A 15,316-nucleotide genomic window follows, 5' to 3' on the forward strand; every position below is an offset into this window, starting at 1 on the left:
AAGCGATGGCCCAAAATGCCAGCTTTAAGCTGTTCCGGCACCTGGGGATGGCCATTGATCCCATCCACGTCGGCGCCGGCGGTGCCCGCCTGGGGCGGGTGGACCTCTCCATTGTGCGCGACCCGGCAACCCGCCTCCCCATAATCCCGGGCTCCAGCCTGGCGGGGGTGTTCCGCGCCTACGTAGCCATGTCCAGAGACAAATATCCCCACTGCGCCGGTTGGGGGCAAGCCAGACCGGACGGATCAAGCTCCCACTGTGGAAAGCCTGACTGTCCCGTCTGCACGGTTTTCGGCTTTGCCACCCGCCGAGACGCCGCCGGTGGCTTCGCCGGGCTGGCGTCCTTCAGCGACGCCCACCTGGTGCTCTTCCCCGTGCCGACCCGTTCCGGCCCGCTTTGGGTGACCTCTCCCCTGGCCCTGCGCCTCCTCGGCTACGAAGCCCAAGGCGTGGCCGATAATGCCCTTTACCGCGAAAACGCAAGCGACCGTCCGCTTAACTTAGGCTGGTTGTTGGTACCGGTTAGGTCCTATTCGGATTTCAATTACTTAAAAGAAAAACTTAAGGCGCTGGGCGTTCCCGACTACGTCCGGGACCGCCTGGGCATTTTGCCGGACGCGCTTTTCGCCCCGGTGGTAAACAGTAACCTCGAGGTCCGGACCTCGGTTTCCATCAACCCGGAGACCGGAGCAGCCGAGGAGCACGCCTTATTTACCTACGAGGCCCTCCCCCGGACCACCATTCTCTATTGGGAAGTGGTATGTAAGAACCCCCGCCACTTCAAGATCGGCCAGGCGGAAATTACGGCCGTCAAAAGCCCGGAGGAGGTTCACAGCGTGGTCGAAGAAGCCTACGCGTACCTGACGCACTTAGGCATCGGCGGTATGGGCACTCGAGGCATGGGTAGGCTCGAGGTTATCCATTAAGACGGGAGAAGGCGCCGCGCCGGCCCGGCCATGGGAAGCGGGCCGCCGGGCAGGAGGCGTCGACCGGACCCAGCGGGAGGAATGGCTATGAACCAGACGAGCGGTGACATTGCTAACCTGGACCTTCTCTGTGCCGAGTTGGGCCGAGAGTTGGCCGCAATCCCCAGGATGAGGGAGAAAGTTCTTAATGACGCCTTGGCCGTGCTGGAGGAACAGGGGCTTTACGCCTTGTTTCTTTACGTGGAGGCGCAGAGTAAGGAAGTGGCCCGGGAGTTCCTGGAAAAGTGCGCGGAATTCTTGGGTATTGTTTTCTGTCGGGGTTCGGAAAATGCTCTTGAGATCGCCCAAGCGCTGGGCGAAGACCTGGACGAGCTTCTCTTCGCCCGCGAGCTTCTGCGCCAAGCCCTTTGTTACGGAAAATATCATCTGAGAGCTGGAGGAAACTGAGAGCGAAGTGACGGAGTCAAGGGTGAATCGGCACTGTAAGGCGGCCCGGTGGGCGGCAAAGGGCATATAGACACCGGTCCTAGAGGGGGCGGGATCGTGTCCTGGCAACTTTATCGTTGGGTGTGGCAGTTGGAGTCGCCGTTGCACATCGGCCTGGGACCGGCCGGGTCGCTCAACCGCACGCGGCTCTATGCGCCGGCGCGGGCGCTGTGGGGAGCGCTTGCCGCGGAGTGGGCGCGGCGTCAAGGGGCCTCTTTCCCGGACTACCACGCCGTGGGAGTTCGGCTTCGCGAGTGGACCCGCCTAAGCTACCTCTTCCCCGCCGAACAGGTGGGGGAGGGGTGGTGCGCTTGGCTGCCGGAGTACCGGGAGGAAAGGGGTTTGGTGTGGCTCCGGGAGGACGGGAAGGGGCCGGTAGAGGACCGGGTCCTCCGGAGGTGGCTGCTCACCACCCGGCCTGGCACGGCCATTGCGCCCGACTCGGATACCGCCGAAGAAGGTTCGCTTCGGGAGTACGAGGTTATAAGCGACCTATCCCATTGGGGCGAGGGAGCGGAGGCGCCGCGGCCGGTAGGACTCGTGGGGTACATATTCCTGGCGGATCACCAGGCGGCTGGCGGACTACTTAAGGAGCTGCTCAAAATTGATCTGGTTTTCCTCGGCGGCGACACGCGGTATGGTTTAGGCCGTCTAAGAAGGGTAGAGGGGCTGGCGCGAGCCGCCTCGCACTTCTTCGGAGAACCCGTCGACCTGCAAGCAGAGAAGCCCGTGGTAACTACCGCGCGGGTTTTGGCCCACACGGTTACCAAGGAGGCCTTCTGCGGCGCCCTGGAGTACCTTGCCGGGTGGGACGTAGTATCCGGTGGGCTGAGGCGAATCGATCTGGTCTGGGCGCCGGGCTCCAAGAGCCAAGACGGAAGCGGTGGCGGTAAACCGGCCCACTTTCGCCTCCAGAAGGAAGGGCTATGGCGCCAGGAAGCGTGGAGCCCCTAATCCGGGAGAGGTCGCCGACGCTGCTCAGGCGGCGGCCGGAGTTGCGTCGCTAAAGCACGGGCGTAGTGGCTGGCGTCTACCCTGTCGCCCCAGCCTAACCGCTTACTCGCCGGGCGCCTGCGCCGGACTGGGCGGAGAAGAACCTGGAGGGCAGGAAGGTTGTGGTCCGGCTCCCCTTTCGAAGCAACTAAGGCTATACTATAGTCCTTGCAGGAGCAAGTACCGGGGCGGCCGACGAGGGGCGCCCCGACACCTACCTTCGGGTGCTAGAGGTGACCTTACTCCGGTCCAACTAAACTTCCTCCAGCACCTGGATGAACTCTTCTAGGCTTTCCACCTTCGTGCTTTTCCTGAGCAGGGAGCGCAGTACGGCTGGGTCGTCTATCTCGGCGAGCTTCTGGCTAAGACCCTTCTTAATCACCCCAAAGCGCTCCGTGAGCACCTCAATAATGGAGCTTTGCAGGGTGGCAATCTGGCCCTGGAGCCTACCTTTTTCTATGCCCTCATTGATCCAGTCCTGGACAATGCCTGCATCCCGCAGCATGGCTAACTCCTCCCGGAAGAATTTTAGCAGGAACTCCCGCGGAAAGTACCGGCCGGCTACGGTGACGGCAACGGACAGGGCGTCGGCCCGCCACCTGGCGTCTGGCGCGGTCAGGATTAAGTGTTTGGTCCTGGTAAGTACTCCCTCACCCTTCTCCCTGGTTAGGAGAATCAGAAGTGGCGCCAGCTCTCTCAGTTCACCCCGGCCAATGGCCTCCGCGTAGTCCCAGAGCTTCACCGCCCGGTAGCGGAAGTTGTTCACCGGCTGGCCGGCAAAGAAGACCGCGTAGTCCTGGGGCAGGTGGCGGTATTCCCGTCGCTCTAGGTAAATGACCGCGGAAATCACCGGCTTGTTAAAGCCAGCAGTCAAAAGCGCATTGTAGGTGAACATCCTCTTTGGAACGTCAGGCTCATGCTCCATCTGGAACTCCAGGTGTAGTAGACACTCCTCGTCATCCCAACGAAGGCCGTACACAAAGTCCAGCCTTCTTTCCGGGAGATTGATCTCCGGGTTTTCAATGGTTTCCGCGGTTACACCCTGCGTCTCGCCTAAGGCTACCTTAACGAACGCCTGGGGGGAGAGCCTGGCCAGGGCCTTGACGCTCCGGTCGATGACGTTGGCCGCCACGGGGTGAAAGCCTTTGCTTTCACGATTTTTCCGGCTCCATTATAGCATGGCGACGTACGGACGGAAAAGCCGCAACGGGATCAATAGCTGTGATTGAGCACTGGCCAGTATTCCTCTTCTCAATGTCCATTTCTCAGCCGCTCCGCACTGTTCTGCGCACAAGGCTCCGTGCCGCCTCACCTGGGGCGGTACAGGGCTGAGGCATGGGTTCTATTTAGTACCGAGCCTCTCCCGCAGGAGCCGAGAGAAGGCCCTCACGTGCTCGGTCGGCTTGGCGCGGGTATGCACCACCTTATACGTTAGGGTGGGTAAGGGTAGCGGCGGCTCAAGCTCAGAGAGGGTGCCGGCCTCGAGGTCTTCCTGGACCGCGACCCGGTGGGTAATAGTGGCCAGCGAGTTGTTCCTGACCGCTCTCTTGATGCCCTCAGGGTGGTTGAGTTCCAGAATAATGTTGGGCTTTAGCCCCAGCCTCCTAAAGTACGTATCCACACTCCTTCGAACGGTGGCGGTGCGTGGTGCCTGGGGTTGGCTATGGCTACTAGACCCTGGGTGAAAGTGAAATCACACACTGCCCTTGGAGTGCCAATGTCCTGGGGTACAATGGCTAAGTCGTAGGCATCGTCCTGGATTGTTGCCAGGCGCTCTCGGGGGTTGAGAGTGGTGGTAATGGCGACCACTATAACCATAGTATTAGGAAGATGGCGGTGGAACTCTAGCGCCAGTTTTGGCAGCACATAGATACCCACGTCAACGCCGCAAACCATGCGCACCTTTTGGGACCTTGCCGGAGCCCCGGGTTCTAAGCATCGCAGCTCGTCAAACAATTCTTCTAGGTTCCCGCAGATTTTAAGGGCTACTTGGTAGACAATTTGTTTTCCTCCGGGAGCGCTTGGACGGAGAGTTCCGGCTAGGGGCCCCGCCCCGGCCGCCTTATGGCGGTGCCGGGCGGTGCGCCAGGTCATCGCTTCTTCAGGCGAGGCGCCGTTTAGGCAAGCCGGGACGGATAGAATAAGTTACTACCTTGGTAAAGGGGTGTCGAGAGCAGATGCTTCAGAATCCGGGCAAAGCGCTGCGGAAGCTACTGGAAGAACCGGGGATACTGGTGGCGCCCGGTGCGTATGACGGTATCTCAGCCCGACTGATAGCCAGGGCGGGCTTTAAGGCCGCCTGCCTGACGGGGGCCGGTTTCTCGGCTACGCTCCTGGGCCAGCCCGATATCGGCTTGTTAACCATGTCCGAAGTGGTTACGCACACGGGAAATATTTGTTCGGCGGTCGATATTCCGGTAATCGCCGACGCGGACACGGGCTACGGAAACGCGCTGAATGTAATTCGTACCGTGCACGAATTCGAAGCGGCGGGGTTGCTGCCGTGATGTTAGAGGACCAGGTCATGCCAAAACGCTGTGGGCATCTCGAGGGAAAACAGGTGGTGAGCGTTGAGGAGTTCACGGCGAAGCTGAGGGCGGCGGTGCGGGAACGGTGGAACCCCAACTTGGTTATCCTCGCTCGAACCGATGCCCGCGCGGTAGAAGGCCTGGAGAAAGCCATTGAACGGTGTAAGCGGTATATAGAGACCGGAGCGGACGCCATACTCTTGGAAGCTCCGCAATCGTTGGAGGAGTTCGAAACGGTTGCCCGAGAACTCGCCTCCTCCGTCCCCCTGGTGGCCAACATGGTCTCCGGGGGCAAGACCCCTTCGCTGACCTGCACAGAGCTGGAACAGTTGGGCTACAAGATGGTGGTTTTCCCGGCCGCCTGCGTGCGGGCGGCCTCTGCTGCGATTATGGATGCATTAACCTACTTGAAAGAGAAAGGCACCGACCGCGGGCTGGTGGAGGGGCTGGAGTCCTTGGACGTCTTCCGTCTCGTAGGCCTAGACGCCTGGTTGGAGCTTGACGATCGATATCGGTCGCGGGAGGCTCCAGAGGCCGCCCTGCGATAAACTCATTGCCGTTGTCGCTGTGAAGGCCCCAGACCGGGCACGGCCAGTGATTGATAATGCTCTCTAATTCCTGGAAGATAGCGGATTGGCCGCGGCCCAAAACCGCCCGGCGGCGGCTGTAGCCGCTGACCACGTCCACCACCGAGAGGTTGTAAGCATACTGGCCATAAGAGGAGCCGCCGTTATACTCTACCAGATCGGCCTGCAAAGCGCCGGCTCGGGTTTCGTCCCACCGGTAGTGCTCGGTCGAAGTTGTAGTAACCAGCAAGTACCAAGTGGTGATCCCAGCCGAGGTACGCCGCCTTCTGGGCATAAAGAAGGGTCAGAGGCTTCAAGTTTTGGTAGAGGAAGGGGCAATAAGGTTCGTGCCTACGGTTCCCCTCCCCGACATGCGCGGCTATCTCCGGGGAATGGACACTCGGGTGGAACGGAAGGAAACATAACTTCCGGGCGTGGTCTTTATTCCCAAGGATGCGGGTTAGTCAACCGCGGAGGAGATTCGCGCAACAACGCCAATTTGGGGTGAGCTTGGGCTGGGCGCCTAGCTAGGCCTTGGCTGTGCGGACCGGGTGAGGTCAGACGAAGGAGTCGGCGGGGGCTCCAGAAAAGCCGCCGGGTCGGCGCCGAGGGCTCTTCTCCTACCCGCCCGGTGCGGGAACCTTAAGGCCCCGGTGGCCGTCTTAGAGACAGGGCAGGGTTCTGAATGGTCCTTGCCACTGATGGGAGGGGGCAGGAAAGGTGAACGGCCAGAGGTTTCCTCAACTAATCGTAGCCGCGGTGGTTTTGGCCGCCGCCCTGGTGGCCTCAGCGCTGGTGGTGACCGACACCTGGGACAAACAGCGGTCCAGCGTGACCGTGACCGGCGCCGCTACCAAGGAGCTGCGCTCCGATTTGGCCGTGTGGCGGCTCAATCTTACCCGGCGGTCACCGGACCGGGCCGAGGCCCTGGCGGGGGTGAAGCGGGACCTGGAAATGGTCCGGCAGTTCCTCCAAGCCCGCGGCATCCCGGAGGACCAAATCAGCCTTCTGCCGGTAAGCCTTAACGTGATCTACCAGGTGGACCAGTTCGGAAGAGAGACCGGCCAGATCCAGGCCTACCAGGCCAACCAGACGGTAGAGGTAAAATCGGCCGACGTGGACCGCATCACCGAGGCCTACAAGAGCACGGGCGAGCTGGTTGAGAAGGGTGTGGAACTCTTTGTCGAACCGCCCCAGTACTTCTACACCCGGCTGGACGAGCTGAAGCTGGAGATGCTGGCTCAGGCCACGGAGAACGCGCGCCAGCGGGCGGAGAGGATCGCCCAGAAGGCCGGCGGCCGGTTGGGCTCCCTGCGCTCGGCCAAGATGGGCGTCTTCCAGATCACCCCGGTGCACTCCACGGAAGTATCCGACTACGGCATCAACGATACTTCCTCCCTGGAGAAGAAGATCACCGCGGTGGTAAACGTGCAGTTCAACCTGGAGTGACCGTGGCGGCGACGCCTTGCCAGCTATTAGCAGCCTGAGGCGGCCTACCCCTACCTGGCCCGGAGTTTATATGCCGGGTGGAAGCACTCTTGACGCAGTTCTAGCGCCGGTTTATACTTTGTATAAACTTAGGGAAAGGGTGCGAACATGGGGCCTCGCGTACAAAGGTGGGGAAATAGCCTTGCCATACGCCTTCCCAAGGCGCTGGCCGGGAAGCTGGGGCTGGCCGAGGGCACCCCGGTGGAGCTAGAGGTTGACCGCGACCGGCTCGTGATCTACCCCAGACGGTACACCCTGGAAGAGTTGCTGGCGCAGGTTGGGCCCGACAACCGGCACGCTGAGGTCGATACCGGCCCACCTCGGGGACGGGAAGAATGGTGAACCCCAAGGGCTACGTGCCGGAACGAGGCGACCTAATATGGTTGGAGTTTAATCCCCAGGCGGGTCACGAGCAGGCGGGAAGACGTCCGGCGCTGGTGATCTCCCCGGGGTTGTATAACGCCAAGGTGGGGCTGGCCTTGGTTTGCCCGATTACATCAAGAAAGAAGAGTTACCCATTCGAGGTTGCGCTTCCTTCGGATCTGGCGGTTTCGGGCGTGGTGCTGGCCGACCAGATCAAGAGCCTCGACTGGCAGGCCCGCAAAGCTGAGTTTATCGCTCGGGCTCCGGCGGCCGTGCTCCAGGAGGTGCTGGCCAGGTTCCGCCCTCTGGTTACCTGAGCCACTGCCCTGCCCTGCTCGATCGCCAACAGAGGTACCCAAGCTGCAGATGTACTCCCTTGATCAAGCCGAAACCTGAATCGGCGAGCAGGCCCTGCAGGAATTTGCGGAGATAGCCCTGTAATGATTTGCGAGAGGCAACGGGCTATAGCCTGCAGCTCAAGCTCGCCAGTGGCTACCCGCGAGGAGCTTAAAAGATTCGCTCCTTCAGGCCCAGGGCCAGGGCAGCGCCCAGTTCCTCGCAGAGCGCCAGGGTTTCTTCGGTTACCGGGCCGTGGGAAATCAGGGGCGGCTGCACCTTCTTGAGTTTCAGCCCGGTGCAGATTCTTTCTACCGAGAGCCGGGCGCCGGTACCGTCGTTGCCCGCGCTGATAAACAGGACGTAGGGCTTCCGGAAAACGGTTCGCTCGGCAAGAGCCTTCTCGTACACGCGGTCGAAGAAGTCCTTTACCATGCCGGCCATATACCCGAAGTACTCCGGCGTGCCGATGGCCAGCCCGTCGCAGCGAAGGAGGTCATCCAGTTTCGCCTCCTTCGCCGGTTTGAGCCAAACCCGGGCGCCCGCCTCTTGGGCGCCCCGGGCTACTGCCTGCGCCATCTTCAGGGTATTGCCGCCCTGGCTGTGGAAGATAACCAGTACGGTCGGTTCTTCCCCCGCGGGCTCAACTTGTGGGGGCCGGTCGGCCATGGTGCACCTCCGGGTAGAGTGTTTTCGGGTCTCCGGCAGCCGCCGGCCTCGATCCTCCGGTATGCGGGCAGGGCTTGCCGGTTCCGGATCGGCCGCAACGGGCCCGACCGTCCTGCGCAGCGTGTGTCAATATTTCGCCACTTTACGAGCCGTTTCCTCCCCGGTTATCGGCGGTTTATCAGGACGGCTTGCCGGGCGGCCGGGCCGGAAGGGGGGGATGCCGGGGTAAGCCAAGGCCGTTGCGTCTGACGACGGCCGCAGGGAGTGACCCCAAGGCGTCCGCCAAAGCGGATGTGCCGGGTAAGGTTGCGCCCGAGCCCCGCGACCGGTATACTGGTAACGGACGACAGAACCGGAAATCCGGGCCCAAGGAGGTCACGAAACCCGTGAAGTGCCCCCTCTGTGAAGTCACCATGAAGGAAGTAGAGCGGCGCGGCGTGCTCATCGATGTGTGCCCGGAATGCAGGGGCGTGTGGCTGGACCGCGGCGAGCTGGAGAAGCTGCTTTCCGTCTCCCAACACGAGCGCGACGAAGAAGCGCGCTACGAAGAGAGCCACCCCAAAGGGCGCAGGCACGAAGATCACGAGCCCTACCCGCCATACAAGAAAAAGCACAAGCGCCGTTCCTTCCTAGAGGATCTCTTCGACTTCGACTAGGCGGCCAGGTGGCGTACGCCGTTCGGCGCCCGGGCTACCCGGCTGCCCGCCGCCTCGGCCCCGATTTTTTCAATCTTCAACAGGCGGTTCAGTGCCGGCCCCGGCAAAAAACAAGCCTGGGTCCGGCCCCTGGGCCCCAAAGTCGAAGTTAAGGCGGAATCTCACACACGAACCCCTCGGAGCGTGAAGGCATCGCGGTTCATCTGGTCGGGTAAATGGTGAAAAGGGAGTCGGGGCTGCCGGCAGGCGGAGAAGGCGTGGGGGTACGCTCCGGGGCCAGTCCGTACCGCGGGAAGGGACCCATGCGGTGGAGGCCGTAGCACTCTTGGTGGCCGTGGTGCTGTTCCTGGCCGGGCTGGCGGGGATTCTATTGCCGGTACTGCCCGGCCACCCGCTTATCTGGCTGGGAATGCTCTTCTACGGGCTACTCACCGGCTTTGAGAGTATAAGCTGGCCTTTTCTGCTATGGCAGGGTCTTCTGGCCCTGGCCGGGGTACTGGTCGACTACCTGGCCGGGGCCTGGGGAGTGCGGCGCTACGGCGGCTCCCGGGCGGCGGTGTGGGGGGCGGTCGGAGGAGCCATAGTGGGGGGCCTGGCGCTGGGGCCACTGGGCATCCTGGTGGGGCCGCTGGCAGGCGCGGTGGGGGCAGAGCTGGTAGCCGGGCGTTCTCCGGCCCAGGCCCTCCGGGTAGGTCTCGGCACTCTGGTGGGCTTTCTCGGCGGTCTGGTATTGAAGTTCGGGCTGGCCGCAGCCATGATCGTCTGGTTCTTCCTGGCGGTCTGGTAGGTCGGCCCTCGCGGCGCCCCGCATACATACCCGGGACCCGTGGTCGTTATGAGACGCGGTCTGGTGACTGAGTTATCCCCACCGGACTGCGAGGCGTCAGGCCGCTTGCTCGGCCAGGGGCCCGGCAGGAGGAGGACACGCCACTGTGGGCGGGTACCGAACTCGGTGAGAGCGAGCGTGGAGGCGGGCGCCAGGCCTCTGGACGGCCGAAGCCGCGCCGGCGCCATGGACGGGTTCTTGCGCGGTGTGCCCTCGGAGGGAGCGCGAGGCTCGAACCTGGTTAGGTTGGCAAAGCGACCGGTACTAGGGCGAAACCAGCGCTGCGCCGGGACAAACTGGGGGCAACCCAGGATTAGTGGGTATGGGAGTCGTAATGTGCTATCATATATTCCGGTGAGTGCCGGATGCAGGAACGGATCATAGTCAAGGGTGCCCGGGCGCACAACCTCAAAAACATAGACGTGGAAATTCCCCGGGGCAAGCTGGTGGTCATCACCGGCCTGAGCGGCTCGGGCAAGTCGTCCCTGGCCTTCGACACCATCTACGCCGAGGGGCAGCGCCGCTACGTGGAGTCCCTCTCCGCCTACGCCCGCCAGTTCTTGGGCCAGATGGACAAACCCGACGTGGACTACATCGAGGGCCTCTCCCCGGCCATCTCCATAGACCAGAAGAGCACCAGCCACAACCCCCGCTCCACCGTGGCCACGGTCACCGAGATCTACGACTACCTGCGCCTGCTTTTTGCCCGCATCGGCCGGCCCTACTGCCCGGCCTGCGGCACGGCCATAGCGCCCAAGGCGGTCTCCCAGATGGTGGACCAGATCATGGCCTATCCCGAGGGGACGCGGCTGGTGGTCATGGCGCCGGTGGTCCGGGGCCGGAAGGGCGAGCACCAGAAGCTGCTGGAGGACCTCCGCCGCCAGGGCTATTCCCGGGTGCGGGTTAACGGGGAAATGGCGCTGCTGGACGAGGGTATGCCCCGTCTGGACAAAAACAAAAAGCACCGGCTGGAAGTGGTGGTGGACCGGCTGGTGGTGCGGCCGGGCATTCAGAAGCGCCTGGCCGACTCCCTGGAGACCGCCCTGAACCTGGCGGACGGGCTGGTAATGGTGCAGGCAGACGAAGGCGAGGAGATTATCTTCAGCCAGAAGTTCGCCTGTCCGGAATGCGGCACCAGCTTTGCCGAAATCTCTCCCCGGCTTTTTTCCTTCAACAGTCCCTACGGGGCCTGTCCGGCCTGCAGCGGCCTGGGCGTTACCCGGGTATTCGATCCCGAACTGGTGATTTCCAGCCCCAGTCTCTCTCTCCGGGAGGGAGCCATTGCCCCCTGGGCGGCCCACGCCGGCCGCTACCACCAGGAGATGCTGGAGGCCTTCTGCCGGTACCACGGCATCAGCCTCGACCGGCCGCTGAGGGAATTGCCCCGGGAGCACCTGGACCTGGTGCTTTACGGCAGCGGTGAAACCCTGGCCTTTCGCTACACCAACCGCTTCGGCGGAACCCATACCCACTACGTCAGCTTCGAGGGCGTGATTCCTTATTTAGAGCGCAAGTACCGGGAGGCTACTTCCGACTGGATCCGGGAGGACCTGGAGGCCTACACGGATACCCGTCCCTGTCCGCGCTGTCAGGGCACCCGGCTGAAGCCCGAGGCCCTCTCGGTGCTGGTGGGCGGGCTGAACATTGCCCGGGTGGCGGCCATGAGCGTGCGCCAGGCCCGGGATTTTCTGGGCGGCTTGAGCCTCACTCCCCGGGAGGAAATGATCGCCCGCGAGATTTTGAAGGAGCTCCAGAACCGCCTGGGCTTCCTGGCCGACGTGGGGCTGGACTATCTCACCCTGGACCGCGCCGCCGCCAGCCTCTCCGGAGGCGAGGCGCAGAGGATCCGTCTGGCGACGCAGATCGGGTCCAAGCTTACCGGGGTGCTCTACGTGCTGGACGAGCCCAGCATCGGCCTGCACCAGCGGGACAACGTGCGCCTGCTCAACACCCTCAAGCAGCTTCGCGACCTGGGGAACACGGTAATCGTGGTGGAGCACGACGAGGAAACCATCCGCGCCGCCGACTACCTCATCGACATCGGCCCGGGAGCCGGCACCCAGGGCGGAGAGGTAGTGGCCTGCGGCCGGGTAGAGGATATCGTTCGCTGTCCCCGCTCCCTTACCGGGCAGTACCTGAGCGGACGCCGCCGCATTCCCGTGCCCGCCCGGCGCCGCCCGGGAAACGGTAAGTGGCTGGAGGTGGTGGGGGCGCGCGAGCACAATCTCAAGGACATCACCGTAGGCTTCCCCCTGGGCACCTTCATCTGCGTGACCGGGGTTTCCGGGTCCGGCAAGAGCACCCTGGTGAACGACATCCTCTACCGCCGGCTGGCCCAGGAGCTGCACCGTGCCCGGGAGAAGCCCGGCGCGCACGCCGATCTCCGGGGTTTGGAGCACGTGGACAAGGTGATCAACATCGACCAGTCGCCCATCGGCCGCACCCCGCGCTCCAACCCGGCCACCTACACCGGCGTGTTCGATTACATCCGCCAGCTGTTCGCCGCCACGCCCGAGGCCCGGGTGCGAGGGTACAAGCCGGGCCGGTTCAGCTTCAACGTGCGTGGCGGCCGCTGCGAGGCCTGCCAGGGCGACGGCATAATCAAGATCGAGATGCACTTCTTACCCGATGTGTACGTGCCCTGCGAGGTATGCAAGGGCAAGCGCTACAACCGCGAGACCCTGGAGGTCACCTACAAGGGGAGGAACATCGCCGAGGTGCTGGAGATGACCGTGGACGAGGCGGTGGAATTCTTCAGCTCGCTTCCCTCCATTTACCGCAAGCTCAAGACCCTGCAGGATGTGGGCCTGGGTTACATCCGCCTGGGCCAGCCGGCCACCACCCTCTCCGGCGGCGAGGCCCAGCGGGTGAAGCTGGCCACGGAGCTGTCCCGCCGGGCCACCGGACGCACGGTCTACATTCTGGATGAGCCCACCACCGGGCTGCATATGGCCGACATCCACAAGCTGCTCGAGGTGCTCAACGAGCTTACCGACGCCGGCAACACGGTGATCGTGATCGAGCACAACCTGGACGTGATCAAGACCGCGGACTACGTCATCGACCTGGGCCCCGAGGGCGGGGAGGAGGGAGGAAGGGTGGTAGCGACCGGTACGCCGGAGGAGGTTAGCCGGGTACCGGAATCCTATACCGGGCAGTTCCTGGCCCGGGTGCTGGGCGCGGCCGGCACCCGGGCTATGGCTCGGGCCTAAAGCGGAGTTAGCCCTACTTTTGGGGTGGCGGGCGGTACCGGGTGCTCATCTGAGTACATTGGCACCTCGCCGGGTACCGAACTTGGCGAGGGCAAGTCCGGAGGCGGGCCGGAGGCCATGGACGGCCGAAGCGGCGGGGCGCCACGGACGGCGCCTCCGCCGGGAGCCCGCCGGAGGGCGAAGCCCGAGCCTTAGCTCGGTCGGCGAGGTGACAGTACGAACGGGGAGCACCCGGTACCGCCCAAGGCACGCTGGGGAGGCGCCAGAGTCTAAAGGGGTGGGAACGGTGGGCTGGCAGGATAAGGTGAAGGACCTGCCCGAGGCGCCGGGAGTGTACCTCATGCGGGACGCATCGGGCGAAGTAATTTACGTGGGTAAGGCGAGCTCCCTGCGGCAGCGGGTGCGTTCCTACGTCCACGATCCGGCCGGCCAGCCGCCCAAGGTGCGGGCCCTGGTCCAGCACGTGGCCGACCTGGAGTACATCGTCACCGATACTCCGGTGGAGGCCCTGGTGCTGGAATGCAACCTGATCAAGAGCTACCGCCCGCGCTACAACGTTAACCTCAAGGACGACAAGGCCTACCCTTATCTCAAGATAACCCTTAGGGAGGAGTTTCCCCGCCTGGCGGTTACCCGGCGCCGCCAGGAGGACGGCTCCCGCTACTTCGGCCCCTACACCAACGCCGGAGCCTTACGCCAGACTCTCCGGGTAATGCGCCGGGTATTTCCCCTGCGTACCTGCAAGACCCAGCGCTGGCCGGCCGGGCAGCGGCCCTGCCTGGACGCGCACCTGGGTCTGTGCCTGGCTCCCTGCGCCGGCCGGGTAGATTCCGCTGCCTACCGCCGGGTGGCGGCGGACCTGGTGGCCTTCCTGGAAGGACGCGGGGAGATCCTGCTCAGGGACCTGCGGCGCCGCATGGAGGAAGCGGCCCGGGAACTGCGTTTTGAGGAGGCGGCCCGGCTGCGGGACCGGTGGCAGGCCCTGGAGGAGGTACTGGCGCACCGCCGGGTGGCCTTTGGCGGCGAGGGCGACCGGGACGTGGTGGGCCTGGCCGTGGCCGGAGGAGAGGCCTCGGTGCAGGTATTTACCCTGCGCGGAGGGGCGGTTACCGGCCGGGAGAATTTCTTCCTGGAAGCGGGTGAAAGCGAGGCCGGAGAGATCCTGCGCTCCTTCCTGCAGCATTATTACAGCCGCCGCGAGGAGGTGCCGGCCGAGATTCTGCTTCCCGGCGAGCCGGAGGACCGCCTGCTTCTGGAGCAGTGGCTCACCTCGCGCCGGGGGCGCAGGGTGAGGCTCTTGGTTCCCAGACGGGGAACCAAGAGGGAACAGGTGGCGCGGGCGGAGGCCAACGCCGCTGCGGCGCTTGATCTCCGCCAGAAGGGCGAAGAGCGGCGCCTGTCCCGGGTGGCGGCGGTGGGGCAGGCCCTGGGACTGGCGGCCCTGGCCCGGCGCATCGAAGGTTACGACATATCCCACCTGGGGGGTACGGCGGCAGTGGGCTCTATGGTGGTGTTCGTGGACGGCCGGCCGGAGAAGGCGTCCTACCGCCGCTTCCGGGTGCGGGAAGCCGAACGCGGAGACGACTACGGCGCCCTGCGGGAGGTGCTGCGGCGGAGGCTGGAGCGCCTGGCCGCCGGGGACCCCGGCTTTGCCGCTCCCCCGGATCTGATTCTGGTGGACGGAGGCCGGGGACAGGTGGAGGCGGCGCGGGAGGTGCTGGAGGAGGCGGGTTGGCCGGAGCTTCCGGTGTACGGCCTGGCCAAGGCGGAGGAAGTCCTGTACTATCCCGGGGGCGGCCCGCTGGAGCTGGGGCGGGATTCGCCGGCCCTGCAGCTTCTGCAGGAAGTGCGAGACGAGGCCCACCGCTTTGCCCAGAGCTACCACCACCGCCTCCGGCAGCGGGAGACCCGCCGTTCGGTGCTGGGGGAGGTCCCGGGAGTGGGTCCGAAGCGGCGGCGGGCGCTGCTGGAGGCCTTCGGATCGGTGGAAGGATTGCGAAGGGCGAGTGTCGAAGAGATAGCGGCGGTAAAGGGGATGAGCCGGGCCCTGGCCGCCCGCGTTAAGGCCCACCTGGAGGCAGAACCGGGCGAGGACTCTGGAAGCTGAGGTATGCCCGGGGAACCAGGACCGTAGCGGGTGCAAACCGGGGATCTTCCTGAGTTATCCCCCCGTTTCGGTCGGCAGTCCTGGTTTACCTAAAGCGTGCCGGGTGCCGAACTCGGTGAGAGCGAGCGGGGAGGCGGGCGCCAGGCCACGGACGGCCGAA

At 64.0% G+C, this 15,316-nt stretch carries 12 protein-coding genes and 3 pseudogenes; 12 read left to right on the top strand and 3 right to left on the bottom strand.

The window, feature by feature from the left end; all coding sequences use genetic code 11:
- Positions 1-5: 5 nt before the first annotated feature.
- From cmr4 to NUV99_03160, 3 genes are all read left to right on the top strand, one after another.
- Positions 6-926 (top strand): type III-B CRISPR module RAMP protein Cmr4, encoded by a 921-nt coding sequence (gene cmr4 / locus NUV99_03150; protein MCR4419129.1) that lies wholly within the window; start codon positions 6-8, stop codon positions 924-926.
- Positions 927-1,013: 87 nt separating this feature from the next.
- Positions 1,014-1,373, top strand: coding sequence for a hypothetical protein (locus tag NUV99_03155; GenBank protein ID MCR4419130.1), 360 nt, complete (start codon positions 1,014-1,016; stop codon positions 1,371-1,373).
- 96 nt (positions 1,374-1,469) lie between these two features.
- Positions 1,470-2,366, top strand: a complete 897-nt coding sequence (locus NUV99_03160; GenBank protein ID MCR4419131.1) for a hypothetical protein — start codon at positions 1,470-1,472, stop codon at positions 2,364-2,366.
- Between the two features lie 292 nt (positions 2,367-2,658).
- Here NUV99_03160 and NUV99_03165 read toward each other — a convergent pair whose 3' ends face one another.
- Together NUV99_03165 and NUV99_03170 are read right to left on the bottom strand one after the other, a co-directional pair.
- Complete coding sequence (locus NUV99_03165) at positions 2,659-3,537, bottom strand: hypothetical protein (protein ID MCR4419132.1); 879 nt, start codon at positions 3,535-3,537, stop codon at positions 2,659-2,661.
- 210 nt (positions 3,538-3,747) lie between these two features.
- Positions 3,748-4,041 (bottom strand): annotated as a pseudogene (locus tag NUV99_03170) (LysR substrate-binding domain-containing protein).
- A gap of 541 nt (positions 4,042-4,582) precedes the next feature.
- On the opposite strand from NUV99_03170, the pseudogene NUV99_03175 reads away from it, so the two are divergent.
- From NUV99_03175 to mazF, 5 genes and pseudogenes are all read left to right on the top strand, one after another.
- Positions 4,583-5,481 (top strand): annotated as a pseudogene (locus NUV99_03175) (oxaloacetate decarboxylase).
- Positions 5,482-5,744: 263 nt separating this feature from the next.
- Positions 5,745-5,924 (top strand): annotated as a pseudogene (locus tag NUV99_03180) (AbrB/MazE/SpoVT family DNA-binding domain-containing protein).
- Between the two features lie 295 nt (positions 5,925-6,219).
- Positions 6,220-6,948: an SIMPL domain-containing protein gene (locus tag NUV99_03185; protein ID MCR4419133.1), complete on the top strand. Its 729-nt coding sequence runs from the start codon at positions 6,220-6,222 to the stop codon at positions 6,946-6,948.
- 147 nt (positions 6,949-7,095) lie between these two features.
- Positions 7,096-7,329, top strand: coding sequence for an AbrB/MazE/SpoVT family DNA-binding domain-containing protein (locus tag NUV99_03190; GenBank protein ID MCR4419134.1), 234 nt, complete (start codon positions 7,096-7,098; stop codon positions 7,327-7,329).
- On the top strand, positions 7,323-7,667 hold the full coding sequence (mazF, locus tag NUV99_03195; protein MCR4419135.1) for an endoribonuclease MazF: 345 nt from the start codon (positions 7,323-7,325) through the stop codon (positions 7,665-7,667). The genes NUV99_03190 and mazF overlap by 7 nt, the downstream gene beginning before the upstream one ends.
- A 190-nt stretch (positions 7,668-7,857) precedes the next feature.
- Here mazF and NUV99_03200 read toward each other — a convergent pair whose 3' ends face one another.
- Entirely contained in the window at positions 7,858-8,355 is a 498-nt protein-coding gene (locus NUV99_03200) for an NAD(P)H-dependent oxidoreductase (GenBank protein ID MCR4419136.1), read from the bottom strand.
- A 386-nt stretch (positions 8,356-8,741) separates the two neighbouring features.
- Here NUV99_03200 and NUV99_03205 point away from each other — a divergent pair, with 386 nt between their 5' ends.
- The 4 genes from NUV99_03205 to uvrC all read left to right on the top strand — a co-directional run bounded on the left by NUV99_03205 (position 8,742) and on the right by uvrC (position 15,156).
- Positions 8,742-9,011 (top strand): zf-TFIIB domain-containing protein, encoded by a 270-nt coding sequence (locus tag NUV99_03205; protein ID MCR4419137.1) that lies wholly within the window; start codon positions 8,742-8,744, stop codon positions 9,009-9,011.
- Positions 9,012-9,318: 307 nt separating this feature from the next.
- Positions 9,319-9,798, top strand: coding sequence for a DUF456 family protein (locus NUV99_03210; GenBank protein MCR4419138.1), 480 nt, complete (start codon positions 9,319-9,321; stop codon positions 9,796-9,798).
- Between the two features lie 404 nt (positions 9,799-10,202).
- On the top strand, positions 10,203-13,049 hold the full coding sequence (uvrA, locus tag NUV99_03215; GenBank protein MCR4419139.1) for an excinuclease ABC subunit UvrA: 2,847 nt from the start codon (positions 10,203-10,205) through the stop codon (positions 13,047-13,049).
- Positions 13,050-13,335: 286 nt separating this feature from the next.
- On the top strand, positions 13,336-15,156 hold the full coding sequence (gene uvrC / locus NUV99_03220; GenBank protein ID MCR4419140.1) for an excinuclease ABC subunit UvrC: 1,821 nt from the start codon (positions 13,336-13,338) through the stop codon (positions 15,154-15,156).
- The last annotated feature ends 160 nt before the right edge of the window (positions 15,157-15,316 follow it).

It is taken from the genome of Clostridia bacterium (assembly GCA_024653205.1).
GTDB lineage: Bacteria > Bacillota > DSM-521 > Neomoorellales > SLTJ01 > JANLFO01.

Excerpts from the sequence above, each read along its gene's own strand:
- cmr4 (MCR4419129.1), top strand. The coding sequence starts at position 6 with ATGGCCCAAAATGCCAGCTTTAAGCTGTTCCGGCACCTGGGGATGGCC.
- NUV99_03155 (MCR4419130.1), top strand. The coding sequence starts at position 1,014 with ATGAACCAGACGAGCGGTGACATTGCTAACCTGGACCTTCTCTGTGCC.
- NUV99_03190 (MCR4419134.1), top strand. The coding sequence starts at position 7,096 with ATGGGGCCTCGCGTACAAAGGTGGGGAAATAGCCTTGCCATACGCCTT.
- mazF (MCR4419135.1), top strand. The coding sequence starts at position 7,323 with ATGGTGAACCCCAAGGGCTACGTGCCGGAACGAGGCGACCTAATATGG.
- NUV99_03200 (MCR4419136.1), bottom strand. The coding sequence starts at position 8,355 with ATGGCCGACCGGCCCCCACAAGTTGAGCCCGCGGGGGAAGAACCGACC.
- uvrA (MCR4419139.1), top strand. The coding sequence starts at position 10,203 with ATGCAGGAACGGATCATAGTCAAGGGTGCCCGGGCGCACAACCTCAAA.